This is a genomic window from Methylocystis echinoides, from assembly GCF_040687965.1.
GTDB classification, from domain to species: domain Bacteria; phylum Pseudomonadota; class Alphaproteobacteria; order Rhizobiales; family Beijerinckiaceae; genus Methylocystis; species Methylocystis echinoides_A.
The window spans coordinates 1,922,501-1,940,654 of record NZ_CP156084.1 but is presented as its reverse complement, the minus strand read 5'-3'; the positions used below and the strand labels follow the sequence as shown (position 1 = coordinate 1,940,654).

General features: G+C 63.2%; 12 protein-coding genes, 1 tRNA gene and 2 rRNA genes (1 of these 15 only partly in view). 12 read left to right on the top strand and 3 right to left on the bottom strand.

Features of this window, described 5'->3' with window-relative positions:
* The first annotated feature begins 646 nt into the window (after nt 1-646).
* The 12 genes from RVU70_RS09455 to rfbD all read left to right on the top strand — a co-directional run bounded on the left by RVU70_RS09455 (nt 647) and on the right by rfbD (nt 15,403).
* Nucleotides 647-1,795, top strand: a complete 1,149-nt coding sequence (locus tag RVU70_RS09455; protein ID WP_363345600.1) for an alpha-amylase — start codon at nt 647-649, stop codon at nt 1,793-1,795.
* Nucleotides 1,796-1,848: 53 nt separating this feature from the next.
* Entirely contained in the window at nt 1,849-2,013 is a 165-nt protein-coding gene (locus tag RVU70_RS09450) for a hypothetical protein (protein ID WP_363345598.1), read from the top strand.
* Nucleotides 2,014-2,096: 83 nt separating this feature from the next.
* A complete protein-coding gene (locus tag RVU70_RS09445) occupies nt 2,097-2,669 on the top strand; it encodes an ANTAR domain-containing protein (protein WP_363345596.1) in 573 nt (190 codons plus the stop codon).
* The gene (locus tag RVU70_RS09440) at nt 2,666-3,820 is read left to right on the top strand and encodes a CmpA/NrtA family ABC transporter substrate-binding protein (RefSeq protein WP_363345594.1); all 1,155 of its coding nucleotides are present in this window, start codon (nt 2,666-2,668) and stop codon (nt 3,818-3,820) included. The genes RVU70_RS09445 and RVU70_RS09440 overlap by 4 nt, the downstream gene beginning before the upstream one ends.
* A 298-nt stretch (nt 3,821-4,118) precedes the next feature.
* Complete coding sequence (locus RVU70_RS09435) at nt 4,119-5,417, top strand: CmpA/NrtA family ABC transporter substrate-binding protein (protein WP_363345592.1); 1,299 nt, start codon at nt 4,119-4,121, stop codon at nt 5,415-5,417.
* A gap of 20 nt (nt 5,418-5,437) precedes the next feature.
* Nucleotides 5,438-6,328, top strand: coding sequence for a nitrate ABC transporter permease (gene ntrB, locus RVU70_RS09430; protein WP_363345590.1), 891 nt, complete (start codon nt 5,438-5,440; stop codon nt 6,326-6,328).
* Nucleotides 6,329-6,339: 11 nt separating this feature from the next.
* Nucleotides 6,340-7,125 carry an ABC transporter ATP-binding protein gene (locus tag RVU70_RS09425; RefSeq protein WP_363345588.1) on the top strand — a complete coding sequence of 262 codons (786 nt, stop codon included), beginning with the start codon at nt 6,340-6,342 and terminating at the stop codon, nt 7,123-7,125.
* A gap of 12 nt (nt 7,126-7,137) precedes the next feature.
* Nucleotides 7,138-8,349 (top strand): FAD-dependent oxidoreductase, encoded by a 1,212-nt coding sequence (locus RVU70_RS09420; protein ID WP_363345586.1) that lies wholly within the window; start codon nt 7,138-7,140, stop codon nt 8,347-8,349.
* A 1-nt stretch (nt 8,350) separates the two neighbouring features.
* Nucleotides 8,351-10,108, top strand: a complete 1,758-nt coding sequence (locus RVU70_RS09415; RefSeq protein WP_363345584.1) for a NirA family protein — start codon at nt 8,351-8,353, stop codon at nt 10,106-10,108.
* Nucleotides 10,105-11,697 carry a sulfite reductase subunit alpha gene (locus tag RVU70_RS09410; RefSeq protein ID WP_363345582.1) on the top strand — a complete coding sequence of 531 codons (1,593 nt, stop codon included), beginning with the start codon at nt 10,105-10,107 and terminating at the stop codon, nt 11,695-11,697. The genes RVU70_RS09415 and RVU70_RS09410 overlap by 4 nt, the downstream gene beginning before the upstream one ends.
* Nucleotides 11,698-11,706: 9 nt before the next feature.
* Nucleotides 11,707-14,409 (top strand): nitrate reductase, encoded by a 2,703-nt coding sequence (locus tag RVU70_RS09405; protein ID WP_363345580.1) that lies wholly within the window; start codon nt 11,707-11,709, stop codon nt 14,407-14,409.
* 88 nt (nt 14,410-14,497) lie between these two features.
* Nucleotides 14,498-15,403, top strand: a complete 906-nt coding sequence (gene rfbD / locus RVU70_RS09400) for a dTDP-4-dehydrorhamnose reductase (RefSeq protein ID WP_363345578.1) — start codon at nt 14,498-14,500, stop codon at nt 15,401-15,403.
* A gap of 107 nt (nt 15,404-15,510) precedes the next feature.
* On the opposite strand, the gene RVU70_RS09395 is transcribed toward rfbD, so the two are convergent.
* The 3 genes from RVU70_RS09395 to RVU70_RS09385 all read right to left on the bottom strand — a co-directional run.
* A tRNA-Met gene (locus RVU70_RS09395) sits at nt 15,511-15,587 on the bottom strand.
* 76 nt (nt 15,588-15,663) lie between these two features.
* Nucleotides 15,664-15,779, bottom strand: a 5S ribosomal RNA gene (gene rrf, locus RVU70_RS09390).
* Nucleotides 15,780-15,839: 60 nt separating this feature from the next.
* Nucleotides 15,840-18,154, bottom strand: a 23S ribosomal RNA gene (locus RVU70_RS09385); it runs 625 nt beyond the window's last position.

The window sequence follows — 18,154 nt, the reverse complement described above, 5'->3', positions numbered from 1 at the left end:
GCCGCCGACGCCGCTCTGTCCGCCGGATCAGCCTGAAGCTGCGGGATCGCCGGCGCACGAACCAGTCAGTCGCAGGGGCGGCGCCAGCAGTGGCCCGCACATAGCAAAGGGGGACGCGAGCGGCCCCAGCTTGGCGAGCGGCGTCCCGCATGAGTTTCGCATGGTCCCTCTCGAAACAATAATAAGTAGCAGCAGACCCTTATTATAAAGCGCAACCGCGGTTTGGTTGCATGGCGCCGCCGGGTCGGCGCTCGTGGGATTCTCCTTGCTGCCGGGCGTAGCCTGCGCGGAGTTTCAGAGCGGCGCCTCGTCGGACCGTCGTCCGCCGGTGCGCAAATCCCGTGCAGGCGTCTGAATTTGCATCTTATCGTGACTGCAAAAACGCCAAGTCGTTCGTCGCTCTTGCAGGCAGGCGCCGCGAAACGCCGTGAAACCGCAGGGTCGCCAGCGTCGGCGAGATTGGCGCGATCTTTGCACGATTGTTGACCACGCCACGACGCGCGTCGACGACCCAAGGGCGGGTCACAATCAGCAACGCCGCTGTTCCGAAAAGCTTGCGCAGAAATGCGCCGCTTTCGGACAGCGGCTTTTTTTTGTGCTCTCGGCCCGGCAGCCCGGCGCCGCAAGCAGGATTGGCAGGCTGACGATGAAACTGAAACGAAAGCTCATGGCGTCGTTCCCGCACGCCTATTATTGGAAGACGGGAGTCGCCGCCCTCGCTTTCACGCTGGCTTCTTATGGCGCAAACGCGGGAGAAGCTGCAAAGAAGCCGGCTGCGGCAAAGCTCGCTCCCGCGCCCGCCGCCGCCCCGCCGGCGCCGCCGCCCGCGCCGATGGGCGTTTTCGGCGCCGATATGCCGGCGCCAGGTCGATTCACACTTGCGGCCTCAGCCGGCTTCGCGAATTTCTCCGGCCAGCGGATCGGCTCGCAGGGCGTGTCCTCCGCCTTCGTCGCCGCAACCACGCCTTATCTCTTCAACCCGACGCAGACGCTTCGGCTCGTGCCGCAGAACATCGCGGTCGCCGTCCAGCAGCTCGGAATGGCTTACGGCGTCGCCAAGGACTTCGCCATCGTGATCACCGCCAATATGGTCGAGCGCAATCTCGACATGCTCACCTTCAAAGGGCTTACCCGCAGCATCAATCCTCTCGGCATGAGCTACACGGGAACGGCAGGCTTCGGCGATCTGATGGCGGCGGGCATATATCGCCTGTATCAAGACGACGTCCATCGCATCCAGATCAATCTCGGCATGTCCTTCCCCACGGGGAGCAACCGCCAGATCTTTACGCTCCTGCAGCCGGACGCAAGCTATGTCACGAGCCGCGCCTTCTATGGGCTGCAGCCCGGGACCGGGACATATGACATCATGCCCGGCGTGGTTTACGCGGGTCATCTGGACGCATGGTCCTGGGGGCTCTCTTATCGCGGCCGCCTCCCGCTCGGCGCAAATCCAGAAGGCTATCGCTGGGGCGATTACCATGAGTTCAACGCCTGGGGCGGCTATAATCTGCTGCCGGGCCTGACGACGACAATCCGCGCGCAGGCCTCTCTGATGGGGACGATCCGCGGCCTCGACTGGCAGATCCGCGGGCGCGCGCCCGCAGCCAACCCAAATTTCTACGGCGGGCAGCGCGTCGAAATATTCGGCGGCGCGACAATCGGCGGAAAGATTGTCGGTCTTGACAATATGTCGCTCGCCGTGGAGGCGGGGCTCCCGGTCTACCAGAATTTGAACGGGCCGCAGATCATGAAGGACTGGCAGGCCGCCGTGTCAGTGCGCCTCAAGATCTAGTTGGTTCGCTTCGCCGCCGCCGCGCGCCGAACCGCTCGATAAGGAACCCGACAATGTCTTTCGACACAGCTCGGCGTCGCGCCCGCGCGACGCTCCGTGAACGCAAAGCTTCTTGCTCGGACTATGTTCAGGCGGCCGTGCTCGCGGCGGTGATCTGCCTGGGAAGCGTCGCCGTCGTCAAAATCGTCGACGCGCTCTTGGACAAGCTGCATCGCTGACGTAAAGGAGACCGCTTGATCTTGCGGGCCAAGATGGATCAGTCCTTGCAACGCCATACGCCCAGAGACGCAGGGCGCAAACCTTGAAGATTGTTATCGTCGATGAAAGTCCGATCCGCGCCGCGATCCTTGAAGAAGGCTTGCGCGAAGCCGGATTCGTCGAGGTCGAGCGGATCGCCGAGACCCACAATCTGCTCAAGCGCGTTTACGCCATCGATCCGGACGTCATTCTCATCGATCTCGAGAATCCGTCCCGCGACGAACTCGAGCAGATGTTTCAGGTGAGCCGCGCTGTCCGGCGGCCCGTCGCCATGTTCGTCGATCAATCCGACGCCGCCTCCATTCAAGCTTCGGTGGACGCCGGCGTCTCCGCCTATATCGTCGGTGGGCTGAAGAAAGAGCGGATCAAGTCGATTCTCGATCTGTGCGTGTCGCGGTTCAACGCCTTCGCCAAGCTGCAAAGCGAGCTGGAGCGCGCAAAGTCGGATTTGCAGGAACGCAAGACGATCGACCGCGCCAAGGGCATTCTCATGAAGACGAAAAATCTCTCTGAGGAGGAGGCGTATCGCCTGCTCCGCGGCGTCGCCATGCGCGAAAGCAAAAAGATCGCCGACATTGCGCAGTCGGTGATTACGGCCTCGGAGTTGCTGAAATGACGTCGTGCAGGCCGCTCAAGATCGGATTCATGCCGCTCGTCGACGCGGCCAGCCTCTTCATTGCCGTGGACAAGGGCTTTGCGGCGGCGGAAGGCCTCGACATCGAGCTTGTGCGGGAAGTCTCCTGGTCCAACATCCGCGATCGTCTTGCCGTCGGCCATTACGACGCCGCGCATCTCCTCGCCCCAATGGCGATCGCCGCCACGCTCGGCCTCAACCAAGTCAAGGCCCCGCTCGTGGCGCCGTTTAATCTTGCGATGAACGGCAACGCCATAACTGTTTCGCGTCATCTCCACGCCCGCCTCGTCGAGGCGGCGAACGGCGATCTCGCGGACCCGTCCGTCAGCGCCCGCGCGTTGCATACGATCATTTACGAAGACGAACGGCGCGGCGCCGAGCCTTTAACCTTCGGCATGACGTTTCCTTTTTCCCTGCATAATTATCAGTTGCGCTACTGGATGGCGGAGGCGGGAGTAAATCCGGATGAGGATTTGCGTCTTGTCGTGTTGCCGCCCCCGTTCATGGCTGAAAGCCTCGCTAAGGGACAACTCGACGGTTTTTGCGTCGGCGCTCCCTGGAATGCCGTCGCGGCCGAGGCTGGGGTTGGCGTGATCCTTCATCCGGCCTGCGACATTTTTCATCCGGCCCCGGAAAAAACGCTGGCGCTCCGCGAGAGCATGGCCAACAGCGATCCATCTGTCGTCGTGGCGCTCATCAACGCCTGTCTCAATGCGACGGACTTTATCCATGCGCCGGAAAATCGCGCGGAGGTCGCGTCGGTCCTCGCCCGCCCCGACCGGGTTGGCGTCGAGGCGCGCACCATCCGCGCCATTCTCGATACGAGCTTGAACGTGACAGTTGAACGGGGCGCAAGAAGTAATCTCATCTTCGGCGACCGCGTCGTCGGCCGTCCTGAGCCCTATCAGGCGGCGTGGCTTTATGGGCAGATGGCGCGATGGGGACAGGCGCGCTTGTCACGCGAGGCCTTGGGGATTTCGAAGGACGTCTTCGACCCGGCTTTCTTCGACAAAGCCGCCGGCGTCAAGGCTGCAACGGCGCCCTCCCCCATCACGGCCTTCGCGGGCCCCGCCTTCACCGGCGACGCGCTCGAGACATATATCGCCGCCTTTGCAATAAGCTCGAGAAGCTGATGACCTTTTTCACATCGTTTGGCCTGAAGATTTGGCGCCTGACGCTCAACCCCTCGGCGCCTGCTACGATATTGCGCCGAGTCTGATCCGATTTCCTCACCACGATCGCCGACCGCGACCTGGCGCCCGTGTTGCATTTAAGAGTTGGAAACGCGCCGCGCGTGGCGCGCCTGGCCCGCCGAAGGGCTTATGCAGCAACGCCGCTGTGTCGAAAACGTCCGAGTCTCTCGGGCCTTTTCGCACAGCGGCTTTTTTATTGCGCCACGTGGCGCGGCGAGTCGACGACCGAGGGAAAATAATGTCGAAAAAATCAGACGCCTTCACTTCCAGCTTCGATCGCCGGCGCCTGCTGAAGGGCGTGGCGGCGACGGCCGCGGCTACGATCGCGCCGCGGGGCGTATTTGCTGAAACGGCGGGCCCCGAGACGACAAAAGCGATCCTCGGCTACATCGCGCTCACCGACGCGGCGCCTCTGATCGTCGCGAAGGAAAAGGGTCTCTTTGCAAAATACGGCATGCCCGACGTCGAGGTCGTTAAACAGGCGTCGTGGGGCGCGACGCGCGACAATCTTGTCCTCGGCGGCGCGGCCAATGGCGTCGACGGCGCCCATATTCTGACGCCCATGCCCTATCTGATCGCGACAGGCAAGGTGACGCAGAATAATGCGCCGACGCCCATGTATATCCTTGCGCGCCTCAATCTCGACTGCCAGGGGATTTCCGTCTCAAACGACTACAAGGACGCGAAAGCGACCGTTAAGGCGGATGCGCTGAAAGCCGCCTTCGCGCGTAAAAAGTCCGAGGGGAAGGAGATCAAGGTCGCGATGACCTTCCCTGGCGGCACGCATGATCTGTGGCTGCGCTACTGGCTCGCGGCCGCCGGCATTGACCCCGACAAGGACGTTTCGACCATCGTCGTTCCACCGCCGCAGATGGTTGCGAATATGAAGGTCGGCAATATGGACGCCTTTTGCGTCGGCGAGCCCTGGAACGAGCAGCTCGTCAATCAGGGCGTTGGATATACTGCGTGCACGACCGGTGAAATCTGGCGGAAGCATCCCGAGAAAGCGCTCGGCATGCGCGCCGAATGGGTCGACAAGAATCCGAAGGCCGCAAGAGCCCTGGTCGCCACGGTGATCGAGGCCCAACAATGGTGCGACAAGGACGACCATAAGGCGGAAGTCGCGGAGATCGTTGGACGCCGCCAATGGTTCAACGCGCCAGTCTCCGACATTGTCGGTCGCCTCAAAGGCGATATTAATTACGGCGCCGGCCGCACTGAAAAAGGCACGAAATACGGGATGAAATTCTGGCGGGACAACGCCTCCTATCCCTTCAAGAGCCACGACGCCTGGTTCATCGCCGAGGAGATTCGCTGGGGCAAGCTCGACCCCAAGACCGATATCAAGGGCCTCGTCGCCAAGGTCAATCGCGAGGACCTCTGGCGCGAGGCGGCGAAAACCGCCGGCGTCGCCAGCAAGGATATTCCGACGTCGACGTCGCGGGGCAAGGAAACCTTCTTCGATGGGAAGGTTTTCGACCCCGACAGGCCGTTCGACTATCTCAAGAGCCAATCCATCAAGCGCGCCGAAGTCTAAGAGAGAAGAGAGAGAGCAGCATGACGATGCCCGTCACGCGCGATGAGCGCACGACCGACTTTTATGACGCGGAGATCGAGGAAGCCTTCCGCCGCCGGCGCACGCCGTTGCTAATCAAATATAAGGGAGCGATCAAGGCCTTCTTCGCCGCCGTCCTGCCCCCGCTCATCACGCTTGCGCTGCTTCTTCTCGCCTGGCAGCTCTTGTGCGCCAAGCCGACGTCGGCGCTTCCCTCTCCGGCGCGGATCTGGAGCGAGGCGGGAGATCTCATCCTGCATCCCTTCTACGAGGCTGGCTCGCAGGATATGGGGCTCGGCTGGCGTGTGTTGACGTCCTTGCGCCGCGTCGCCGTGGGTTTCGGCCTTGCGAGCGTTGCAGGCGTTCTGCTCGGCGCCTTCGTCGGGCAATCGCAGTGGGCGACTCGGGGCCTCGATCCGATCTTTCAGATCTTGCGCACCGTGCCGCCGCTCGCCTGGTTGCCGATCTCCCTCGCCGCTTTCCGCGACAGCCAGCCTTCAGCGATCTTCGTCATCTTCATTACCTCGATCTGGCCCATCGTCATCAATACCGCGGTCGGCATCAGGAACATTCCTAAGGACTATCGCAATGTCGCGGCGGTGCTGCGCCTCAACCATATCGAGTTCTTCTGGAAGATCATGATTCCCTCCGCTGCGCCCTACATCTTCACCGGCCTGCGTATCGGCGTCGGTCTCTCCTGGCTCGCCATCGTCGCAGCGGAAATGCTCACGGGCGGCGTCGGCATCGGCTTCTTCATCTGGGACGCCTGGAACTCGTCGCGCCTGCCCGACATTTTCGTCGCGCTCGTCTACATCGGCCTCACCGGCTTCATCCTGGATCGGCTCGTCGCGCTCATCGGCTATCTGGCGACGCGCGGCGCCGCGACGAATTAAGGAGCGAAATAATGCCCGGCTACCTCAAGATTGAAGGCGTCGACAAGGTTTTCAACGGTGGCGCGAAAGTCCTCGGAAATGTCTCGCTGCGCGTCGAAAAAAGCGAGTTCATTTCCATTATCGGTCACTCCGGTTGCGGCAAGTCCACCTTGCTCAATATCGTCGCTGGATTGATTCCCGCGACGAGCGGCGTGGTCCTGCTCGAGGAACAGGAAGTCAATGCGCCGGGCCCCGACCGCGCTGTCGTCTTTCAAAACCACTCGCTGCTGCCGTGGCTCACGGCCTATGAAAATGTCCGCCTCGCCGTCGACAAGGTTTTTGGCGGCGCGTCCAGCCGCGCCGAGCGCCATGAATGGACCCTCCATAATCTGGAGCTCGTGCGGATGGCGCAGGCCAAGGACAAACGGCCAGGCGAAATCTCGGGCGGGATGAAGCAGCGCGTGGGCATTGCGCGCGCGCTGGCGATGCAGCCGAAAGTCCTGCTTCTCGACGAGCCCTTCGGCGCGCTCGACGCTTTGACCCGCGCGCATTTGCAGGACCAGGTCATGGCCCTTCAGGAGCGTCTCGGCAATACGGTCATGATGGTGACGCACGACGTCGATGAAGCGGTTCTTCTTTCCGATCGCATCGTGATGATGACCAACGGACCGCAGGCGACCATCGGCGAGGTGCTCGACGTCTCCCTGCCCCGCCCGCGCGACCGCATCGCTCTGGCGACGGACCCCGTCTATCTCGACTGCCGCCAGCGCGTGCTGCAGTTCCTCTATGAGCGTCACCGCTATGTGGAAGCGGCGTAAGGAGAGCGCAGCATGGATCGCGAGAAACTCCTCATCATTGGCGGCGGCATGGCCGCGACGCGGCTGATCGAAGAGACGGCGGCGGCCGCGCCCGGCCGCTACAGTATGACCGTGATCGGAGAGGAGCCCCGTCTCGCCTATAATCGCGTGCTGCTCTCTTCCGTGCTCGCCGGCGAGGCTGAGCTCGCCGATATCGAACTGAGACCTGCGCAATGGTGGCGCGCGGAAGGCGTCGAATTTCTCTCCGGACGTCGGGCGGTCGACATCGACCGCGCCGGGCGCGTGGTTGCGCTCGACGACGGCGCGCGGCTTCCCTATTCCAAACTCGTGCTGGCGACCGGATCGCGCGCCCTCCGCTTGAACATAGAGGGCGCTGCGCTTCCCGGCGTTCATACGTTTCGCGACGTCGCCGACGTCGACGCGCTCTCTCGACTCGGCGCCGAAGGCAAAAACGTTCTGGTCATTGGCGGCGGCCTTCTCGGCCTCGAAGCCGCTTATGGCCTGGTCAGACGCGGCGCAAATGTGACTCTCGCCCATGTCATGGACCGACTGATGGAACGCCAGCTCGACGCCGAAGGCGGCGCGCTCTTGAAGCGCCTCGTCGAAGCAACGGGCGTCCGCGTCCGGCTCGTCGCCGATACGGCGCGCGTCGGCGGAGACGGCCGCGTGCAGTGGGCCGCGTTCGCCGATGGTTCATTGCTCGAAGTCGACGCCGTCGTCTTCGCTGTCGGCATTCGCGCAAACGCCGAACTCGCCAACAAGTCGGGCCTCGCCGTCCAGCGTGGCGTCGTGGTGGATGATGGGCTCGCAAGCAGCGATCCGAACATCTCGGCCATCGGCGAATGCGCCGAACATCGCGGCGTCTGTTACGGGCTCGTCGAACCTGCCTATGAGCAGGCGCATATTCTCGCGGCCCGCCTCGCCGGACGTGCGGCGCAATATGAGGGAAGCACTGTTTCGACGAATTTGAAGGTCTCGGGCGTGCGGGTCTTTTCCGCCGGCGATTATCTCGCGCACAGCGGGGCGGATATTTTGTACTGCAAGGATCCGCGCATGGGCGTTTACAGAAAGCTCGTTGTTCAGGACGACAGGCTCACGGGGGCGATTCTCATCGGCGATACGAGCGGCGCCCGCGATTGCCTGGCGTTCATCCGCTCTGGAGAACGCGTGGCGGACTTGCATGAATTGCTGTTCGGCGCGCCGCGCCTCGATAAGGCGGCCTGACATGACGGCGGATTTCACGCTTGACCAAAAGCGCTATCTCGAAGGCTTCGCCGCCGGCTTCTCGGCGCGCGGCGGTCGCGGCGCGCCGGCGGCGCCGGCCAAGCCGGTCGGACCGGACGCAGCGCATCTCGAAGCGCAGGACCGCGTCGTCGCCGCCGGCGGAAAGCTCTGCGATCAGGAAAAATGGAAGCGCGAGGAACATCCGTTCGACGCCTATCCGCGCCTCGTCGCGCAGGCGCGCGACAACGCGCCGCCGAAGCCCGCCGACAATTTTCGTTGGCGTTACTACGGGCTTTTCTATGTGGCGCCGGCCCAGGACGCCTATATGTGCCGGCTGCGCATTCCCAACGGCCTTCTCACCCATTGGCAGCTGACGGGGCTCGCCGATCTCGCTGAAACCCATGGCGGCGGCTATCTGCATGTCACCACGCGCGCAAACATTCAGATTCGCGAGATCGCGCCAGAAGACGCCGTAAACGTAATCGAGACCGTGCAGGATCTCGGGTTATGGTCGAAGGGTTCGGGCGCCGACAATATTCGTAACGTCACCGGAACCCCGACGGCAGGCGTCGATCCGCAGGAGCTGATCGACACGCGTCCCTATGCGCGCGCCATGCACCATCATATTCTCAATGACCGCTCGCTTTCTGGTCTGCCGCGCAAGTTCAACATCGCTTTCGACGGGGCGGGCAAGATTGGCGCGCTGGAGGATACGAACGACGTCGGCTTTCAGGCCGTAGAGATTGTCGAGGGCCAGGGCTCGCCGCCCCGCGTCTATTTCCGGCTCGCGCTCGGCGGCATTACCGGCCACAAGGATTTCGCGCGCGACACTGGCGTGATCGTTCCGCCTGACGAGGCGATCGAGGTCGCAGACGCAATTCTTCGCGTCTTCATCGACCACGGCGACCGAACCAATCGCGTCAAAGCGCGGCTGAAATATCTGCTGGACGCCTGGGGCTTCGAAAGGTTCCTTGCGGCCGTGGAGGAGAAACTCGGGCGCAAGCTCCTGCGCGTCCCCGCGGGCGCCGCGCTTGCGCGTCCCCGGCAGGATCGCGGCGCCCATATCGGCGCGCATCGGCAAAAGCAGCCAGGTTTGAACTGGCTCGGCGTCTCCCTGCCTCTCGGCCGCCTGACGCCGGCGCAAGCGCGCGGTCTCGCAAATGTGGCGGCGCAGTACGGCGACGGCGGTCTGCGGCTCACTGTCTGGCAGAATGTCTTGTTGACAGGCGTCGCCGACGACAAGCTTGCGCAGGCCGAGGCGGCCATCGAGGCGCTTGGAGTTTCGACGCGCGCCTCGCCCCTTCGCACGGGTCTCGTCGCCTGCACCGGAAATTCAGGCTGCCGCTTCGCCGCCGCAGACACGAAACGCCACGCCCTGGAAATCGCCGATTATTGCGAGAGCGCGGCGCCCCTCGATACGCCGGTGAACATCCACGTGACCGGCTGCCATCACTCTTGCGCGCAGCATTACATCGGCGACATCGGACTCATCGGCGCGCGCGTGCCGATCAACGACGAGGGCGACACGGGCGAGGGATATCACATCCTCGTGGGCGGCGGCTTCGCCGAGGACGCCGCCATCGCGCGAGAGCTTTATCGTGACGTCCGGGCGGAGGACGCGCCGCGCGTCGTGGCCGGCGTACTCCGCGCCTATCGCAACAATCGCGCGAGCGACTCCGAGGATTTCGCCGGCTTTGCGCGCCGCCTCGAAACAGAGACGATCCGCCGTCTCGCCGACGCAGAAAAGACCGCCCCATGAATCACATTGCGCCCCCCGCCGATCTCATTCCCGAAAGCGCGCCCTTCTCGCCTGAGCAGCGCGCCTGGCTCAACGGCTTTTTCGCCGGTTTCGCTGCGCCCGACGGCGCCGCCGTCACGCCTCTCAGCCCGGCAGGCAATGCGGCGATCATGGCCGCCGCCGACGGCGACGACGCCGAGACGCCCTGGCGCGATCCAGCGCTCTCTCTCGACGAACGCATGCGGCTCGCCGAGGGGCGGCCCTTGCGGCGGCGCATGATGGCGGCCATGGCGCAGCAGGACTGCGGCCAGTGCGGCTATAATTGCGAAGCCTACGCCGAGGCCGTCGTCTCGCGAAAGGAGACCCGACTCAATCTCTGCGCTCCGGGCGGCAAGGCGACTGCGCGGATGCTGAAAGGGCTGTCGGACGAATTGCAAGCCGCGCCCGCAGGGCCCGTGGCCGCCGCCATCGCGGCGGACGAGGCGTTGTCCCGCGCCCCCGGCCGCGCGCGCGAGGCGCCCGTTCACGCGACTTTCCTGACGCGACGGCGATTGAACAAGGAGGGGTCCAAGAAGGAGACCTGGCACGTCGAATTCGACATTTCCGAGAGCGGGCTCGATTACGCCGCGGGCGACAGTTTCGGCGTTTTCGCGAAAAACGATCTTGGCCTCGTCGATCAGATCATCGCCATGCTCGGCGCCTCGCATATGACGCCCGTGCGCGGCAAGACTTTACGCGAAGCGCTGCAAGGCGACGTGTCGCTCTCGCCCGCGCCCGACGCCCTGTTCGACCTCATTTCCTTCGTCACCGGCGGGGCCGCCCGCGAAAAGGCGCGGCGTCTGGCGCAGGGCGACGACCCCGACGGCGACGCCGCGTCGCTCGACGTGCTCGCGGCGCTTCAGAAGTTTTCCGGCGCGAGGCCGCATGCCGAGGCCTTCGTCGAAGCGCTCGAGCCGCTGCAGCCGCGCCTTTATTCCATCTCTTCGTCTCCAAAGGCGGCGCCGGGGCGCCTGTCCCTCACCGTCGACGCCGTGCGTTATGTCGTCGGCAAGCGCAAGCGGCTGGGCGTCGCCTCCACCTTTCTCGCTGAACGCGTCGCGCCGGGCGAGACGCTGCCGGTCTATGTTCAGGCGGCGCACGGCTTCGCGCTCCCGGGGGACGCGTCGAAACCAATCATCATGGTGGGGCCGGGCACGGGCGTCGCGCCTTTTCGCGCCTTTTTGCAGGAACGCGCCGCGACCGGCGCGAGGGGCCGAAACTGGCTCTTCTTCGGCCATCAGCGCGCGGCTCACGATTTCTTCTACGCCGAGGAATTCGACGCCATGAAGGCCACGGGGCTGCTCACGCGCCTGTCTCTCGCCTGGTCGCGTGACGGCGAAGAAAAGTTCTACGTGCAGGATCGCATGCGCCAGGCCGGCCGCGAGCTCTGGGCCTGGCTCGCCGAAGGCGCGCATTTCTACGTCTGCGGCGACGCGCAACGCATGGCCAAGGACGTCGAGCGCGCGCTTGTCGATATCGTCGCCGAATATGGCGCGCGCAGCGTCGACGAGGCGATTGCTTTTGTCGCGGGTCTCAAGAAAGCTGGCCGTTATCAGCAGGACGTCTATTAAGGTATGGCGATGCTCGACGTTATTTCGAAGTCCGGCGCCGTTGCGGCGGTTGGCGCCGCGGCGGCGCCAGCGACGGCGACGAGGACGACATGCCCCTATTGTGGGGTGGGATGCGGCGTACTGGCTTCGGTCGATAAAACGGGCGTCGCCCGCGTCGCCGGCGATCCGTCTCACCCCTCGAATTTCGGGCGTCTTTGCTCGAAAGGCTCGGCGCTCGGCGAGACGCTCGGCCTCGAAGGCCGATTGCTGCATCCCCTGCGCCGCAGCCAAGGGGACGGTTTCGAACGCTTGTCGTGGGACGCCGCGCTCGACGCCGTCGCGGCGGGATTCAAGCGCATCGTCGATCGCCACGGACCGGACGCCGTCGCCTTTTATCTTTCCGGGCAGCTTCTCACCGAAGATTATTACGTCGCCAACAAGCTGATGAAGGGCTTCATCGGCTCGGCGAACGTCGACACCAATTCGCGCCTCTGCATGGCCTCCGCTGTGGCGGGACACAAGCGGGCTTTCGGGGCCGATGCGGTGCCGGGGTGTTACGAGGATCTCGACGCCGCCGATCTCATCGTGCTCGTCGGCTCGAACGCGGCCTGGTGCCATCCCGTCCTGTTCCAGCGCATCATGCGGAACCGGGAGGCGCGTGGCGCGCAGCTCGTCGTAATCGACACGCGCCGCACCGCAACGGCGGAGAGCGCCGATCTCTTTCTGCGGATCATGCCCGGTTCCGATCAGGCGCTGTTTTCGGGCCTCCTCGTCCATCTTGCGGAAAGCGGCGTCATCGACTCGGACCATATCGAGCGACGCACAACGGGGTTCGAGGCCGCGCTTGCGCAGGCGCGCCGCATCGCGCCGTCGATCGCCGCCGCCGCGGTGAGCGCCGGCCTGCCCGAAACCGAGGTTGCGGCGTTTTTCGATATGTTCGCGCGAACGGCGCGCGTCGTCACCGCCTTTTCCCAGGGTGTGAATCAGTCGGCCCAGGGAACCGACAAGGTCAACGCCATCATTAATTGTCATCTCGCGACGGGACGCATCGGAAAGCTCGGCTCCTCGCCCTTTTCGCTCACGGGCCAGCCCAACGCCATGGGCGGACGAGAGGTTGGCGGTCTCGCCAACAGCCTTGCCGCGCACATGGGATTCGAGCCGGAGAGCGTCGATCGCGTGCGACGTTTCTGGAACGCGCCGCGGATCGCCGAGCGGGAGGGCCTCAAGGCCGTCGCCATGTTCGAGGCTGTCGCGCGGGGCGACATCAAGGCGCTCTGGATCGTGGGCTCCAATCCGGCCGCTTCGCTCCCCGACGCGGACGCCGCCCGCGGGGCCCTGCAAAAACTCGAACTTCTCGTCGTGTCGGACAATGTGCGGTCGAACGACACCATCAACAGCGGCGCGCATCTTCTGCTCCCCGCACAGGCCTGGGGCGAAAAGAACGGGACGGTGACCAATTCGGAACGCCGGATTTCGCGGCAGCGCGCCTTTCTTTCGCCGCCGGGAGAGACGCGCCCGGATTGGGCGATCTTCAGCGACGTCGCCCGCCGGATGGGCTTTCCCGGCTTCGATTTCCGCTCGGCGGCCTGCGTCTTTCGCGAGCATGCGGCGCTCTCAGCCTTCGAGAACGCAGGAAAGCGCGACTTCGATCTGGGCGGTCTCGCCGAACTGAGCGACGACGCTTACGACGCGTTGGAGCCCACCCAGTGGCCGATCCGCCCCGGCGAAAGCGCCGGACGCTCGCGGTTGTTCGGCGAGGGCGCCTTCAACACGCCGGACGGGCGGGCGCGTTTCGTCGCGCCCGAGAAGCCGACGCTCGCCTCGGCTCTGACCGCCGACTATCCGCTGCGGCTCAATACTGGCCGCGTGCGCGATCAATGGCACAGCATGACGCGAACGGGAACAAGCCCGCGTCTCGCGCGCCACGCTCCCGAGCCTTTCGTGGAAATCAATCCGAAGGACGCGAAGGCCGCGGGCGTCGAACAGAATGGCTTCGCGCGCGTGGTCACCGCGCACGGGTCTTGCGTCTTGCGCGCGATCGTCACGGAGCGTCAGCCGACGGGACACTTGTTCGCGCCGATCCATTGGACCGACGAGACTTCGGCGCAGGCGCGGGTCGGCGCGCTCGTCCCGCCGTGCGTCGATCCGATTTCCGGCCAGCCGGAATCGAAGGCTGCGCCGGCGGCGATCGCGCCTTGCGCCTTTGCCCGCCAGGGCGTGCTGCTGGCCCGGCGGCCCCTGGCGCTGCCTCGAGGCATGTGGTGGGCGCGTCTCGCCGTGGCGGGCGGCTTTGCCTACCGGATCGCCAGCGACGCGCAAGCGTCCTTCTGGCTGGACTTCTTGCGCCGCAACGGCTCAGAGGACGTCGTTGAATTTTTTGACGAGGCTCAGGGGTTGTTGCGGGCCGCCGCTTTCCGCGCCGACCGCGCCGAGCTGTTCCTCGCGCTCGGGCGTTCGCCGCCACCTGTCGATGCGGGTCTGGATCTCTCCGCGCTCGATAAGCTCAGCGCCTCCCAGCGGCTTGAGCTCCTCTCAGGCGCGACGGCGCCGAGGGACGGCGAGAGCAGCCCTGTGGTCTGCGCCTGCTTCGGCGTCAGCGAGCGCAAAATCGACGCCGTTATTGCGTCTGGATGCACGGACGCGGCCGAGGTGGGTCGCCTGTTGCGCGCCGGAACCAATTGCGGCTCCTGCCTGCCTGAAATCAGGCGCATGATCGCCAAGCGTCGAGGCTGAAGCCCAATCGCGCAGGCGCCTGCGCGCCTTGCCGCACGCGGTCGGCAGAGGATAGACTTTGCGCCCCTCAACAGACAAAGGCGCGATCATGTCCCTCCGTCTCGCCGTTACCGGCCTTACCGGCCAGGTCGTCAGCGCCCTGATCGAGCGCGCGGCGAAGGACATCGAGATCACCGCGCTCGGGCGGCCACAGCTCGACCTTGGACTTCGCAACGCGGTGCTCGCCGGCCTGCGTCACGCGCGCTGCGATGCGATTGTGAACGCCGCCGCTTATACGGCCGTGGACAGGGCAGAGAGCGAGGCTGATCTCGCTATGCGGGTGAATGGCGAAGGCGCCGGGCATGTGGCCGAAGCGGCGGCGGAGCTGAATGTCCCCCTCCTGCATTTGTCGACAGATTACGTCTTCGACGGGATGCTGCCGCGTCCCTACCGGGAGGACGATCCCACCGGACCGACCTGCGCCTATGGACGCTCCAAGCTCGCCGGCGAGCACAACATCGCCGCGACCCATCCGAACCATGTCATTTTGCGCACCGCCTGGGTCTACAGCCCCTTCGGCGCCAATTTTGTGAAAACAATGCTGCGGCTTGGGGAGACGCGCGCGGAAGTCAGCGTCGTCGCTGATCAACTCGGTAATCCGACGAGCGCCATCGACATCGCCGACGCCATTTTCGTCATGGCGCGTCGTCTCGTCGAGGACCCGTCGCCGAGCTTGCGCGGGGTCTTCCACGTGACGGGGCAAGGCGACGCCAGTTGGGCGGATGTCGCGGAGGCGACCTTCGCCGCCGCAGAAAAGTTCGGACGCAAGCCCGTCCGCGTCCAGCGCATCTCCACCGCCGACTACCCCACCGCTGCGCGGCGGCCGGCGAATTCGCGGCTCGACAATGAAAAACTGGCAATCCGCTACGGGTTGCGGCTGCCGCCCTGGCGGCAATCGCTCGAGAGCTGTGTTGCGCGTGTTCTGATGGACAAAACCGGATCGCGCGCGGTTTGATGGGGATATGCCACGCTTTGAAAAAGGCGGTTGACGCGCCCCTGCGCTCGCGAAGCCCCGCCCTTCGGGGCAAGGGGCGTTTGGCGTTCGAGGTGGATTTTTTGTCTTGGATGCGGGGGCAGGATTTGAACCTGCGACCTTCAGGTTATGAGCCTGACGAGCTACCGGGCTGCTCCACCCCGCGCCGAGACGCTAAAAAGCGCCGCTTTTGGGCGGCGCTATGTGTGTGATCGGAAGAGGAAGGTTGATGTGTTTGGCAGGCCTGGCGACGACCTACTCTCCCAGGTCTTGAGACATAGTACCATTGGCGCTGAAGCGTTTGACGGCCGAGTTCGGGATGGGATCGGGTCTGATCGCTTCGCCGAAGGCCACCAGGCCGGCGAAACACATCGAAGCAAATGGTCGTTCTATTTTGGATGGGCGTTGATAAATGAGAGCGATCAAGCTCAATCGAGCTATTAGTACCGGTAAGCTACGCGCGTCGCCGCGCTTCCACACCCGGCCTATCAACGTGGTCGTCTTCCACGGCTCTCGAGGGAGAACTCGTTTTGAGGTGGGTTTCCCGCTTAGATGCATTCAGCGGTTATCCCGTCCATACATAGCTACCCTGCACTGCGGCTGGCGCCACAACAGGTCCACCAGAGGTATGTTCATCCCGGTCCTCTCGTACTAGGGACAAATCCTCTCAATTCTCCTACACCCACGGCAGATAGGGACCGAACTGTCTCACGACGTTCTGAACCCAGCTCACGTACCACTTTAATCGGCGAACAGCCGAACCCTTGGGACCTTCTCCAGCCCCAGGATGTGATGAGCCGACATCGAGGTGCCAAACAACCCCGTCGATATGGACTCTTGGGGGTTATCAGCCTGTTATCCCCGGCGTACCTTTTATCCGTTGAGCGATGGCCCTTCCACGAGGGACCACCGGATCACTATGACCGACTTTCGTCTCTGCTCGACTTGTCTGTCTCGCAGTCAGGCAGGCTTATGCCATTGCACTCGACGAGCGATTTCCGACCGCTCTGAGCCCACCATCGCGCGCCTCCGTTACTCTTTGGGAGGCGACCGCCCCAGTCAAACTGCCTACCATGCATTGTCCCGGCCCCGGATGACGGAGCGCGGTTAGACATCCATGACGATAAGGGTGGTATTTCAAGGGTGGCTCCACACGAGCTGGCGCCCATGCTTCAAAGCCTACCACCTATCCTACACATGCCGACACGAATGCCAATGCAAAGTTACAGTAAAGGTGCACGGGGTCTTTCCGTCTGACCGCAGGAACCCCGCATCTTCACGGGGAATTCAATTTCACTGAGCTGACGTTGGAGACAGCGGGGAAGTCATTACGCCATTCGTGCAGGTCGGAACTTACCCGACAAGGAATTTCGCTACCTTAGGACCGTTATATTTACGGCCGCCGTTTACCGGGGCTTCAATTCAAGGCTTGCACCTCTCCTCTTAACCTTCCGGCACCGGGCAGGCGTCAGACCCTATACGTCATCTTGCGATTTCGCAGAGCCCTGTGTTTTTGTTAAACAGTTGCCACCCCCTGGTCTGTGCCCCTCCGATCTGGTTGCCCAAACCGAAGGCCTCCTTATCCCGAAGTTACGGAGGTAAATTGCCGAGTTCCTTCAACGTCATTCTCTCAAGCGCCTTGGTATGCTCTACCAGTCCACCTGTGTCGGTTTCGGGTACGGTCTGATGTGGAGGCTATTTCCTGGCGCCGCTAGGCCGCCCGAACAATCCAGTAAGTTCGAACGACTTCCGCAACGCGTCACCATCCACTGGCTCACGAATATTAACGTGATTCCCATCGACTACGCCTTTCGGCCTCGCCTTAGGGACCGGCTAACCCTGCGAAGATTAACTTTACGCAGGAACCCTTGGACTTTCGGCGACACTGTCTTTCACAGTGTTTCTCGTTACTCATGTCAGCATTCGCACTTCCGATACCTCCAGAGCGCCTCACGGCTACTCCTTCAACGGCTTACGGAACGCTCCGCTACCGCTCATCCTTGCGGATGAACCCAAAGCTTCGGCTCGTGGCTTGAGCCCCGTTACATCTTCGGCGCGAGAACCCTTATTTAGACCAGTGAGCTGTTACGCTTTCTTTAAAGGATGGCTGCTTCTAAGCCAACCTCCTGGTTGTTTTGGGATTCTTACATCCTTTCCCACTTAGCCACGAATTGGGGGCCTTAGCTGTTGGTCTGGGTTGTTTCCCTCTCCACGATGGACGTTAGCACCCACCGTGTGTCTCCCGCATAGTTCTTCCAGGTATTCGGAGTTTGGTTGGGTTTGGTAAGTCTGTGGGACCCCCTAGCCCATCCAGTGCTCTACCCCCTGGAGAATACATGCGAGGCGCTACCTAAATAGCTTTCGCGGAGAACCAGCTATTTCCGAGTTTGGTTGGCCTTTCACCCCTAACCACAAGTCATCCGAGTCTATTTCAACAGACACCGGTTCGGTCCTCCAGTGCGTGTTACCGCACCTTCAACCTGCTCATGGCTAGATCACTCGGTTTCGGGTCTAAAGCAACGAACTGAACGCCCTGTTCAGACTCGCTTTCGCTGCGCCTACGCCTACCGGCTTAAGCTTGCTCGTTACTTTAAGTCGCTGACCCATTATACAAAAGGTACGCCGTCACCCTTGCGGGCTCCGACTGTTTGTAGGTATCCGGTTTCAGGGACTGTTTCACTCCCCTCGTCGGGGTGCTTTTCACCTTTCCCTCACGGTACTTGTTCACTATCG

Bases quoted from the DNA above. Each gene is read 5' to 3' on its own strand.
- RVU70_RS09420 (WP_363345586.1), top strand. From the start codon at position 7,138: ATGGATCGCGAGAAACTCCTCATCATTGGCGGCGGCATGGCCGCGACG.
- RVU70_RS09440 (WP_363345594.1), top strand. From the start codon at position 2,666: ATGACGTCGTGCAGGCCGCTCAAGATCGGATTCATGCCGCTCGTCGAC.
- RVU70_RS09410 (WP_363345582.1), top strand. From the start codon at position 10,105: ATGAATCACATTGCGCCCCCCGCCGATCTCATTCCCGAAAGCGCGCCC.
- rfbD (WP_363345578.1), top strand. From the start codon at position 14,498: ATGTCCCTCCGTCTCGCCGTTACCGGCCTTACCGGCCAGGTCGTCAGC.
- RVU70_RS09405 (WP_363345580.1), top strand. From the start codon at position 11,707: ATGCTCGACGTTATTTCGAAGTCCGGCGCCGTTGCGGCGGTTGGCGCC.
- RVU70_RS09435 (WP_363345592.1), top strand. From the start codon at position 4,119: ATGTCGAAAAAATCAGACGCCTTCACTTCCAGCTTCGATCGCCGGCGC.
- RVU70_RS09415 (WP_363345584.1), top strand. From the start codon at position 8,351: ATGACGGCGGATTTCACGCTTGACCAAAAGCGCTATCTCGAAGGCTTC.
- RVU70_RS09455 (WP_363345600.1), top strand. From the start codon at position 647: ATGAAACTGAAACGAAAGCTCATGGCGTCGTTCCCGCACGCCTATTAT.
- RVU70_RS09425 (WP_363345588.1), top strand. From the start codon at position 6,340: ATGCCCGGCTACCTCAAGATTGAAGGCGTCGACAAGGTTTTCAACGGT.
- ntrB (WP_363345590.1), top strand. From the start codon at position 5,438: ATGACGATGCCCGTCACGCGCGATGAGCGCACGACCGACTTTTATGAC.
- RVU70_RS09450 (WP_363345598.1), top strand. From the start codon at position 1,849: ATGTCTTTCGACACAGCTCGGCGTCGCGCCCGCGCGACGCTCCGTGAA.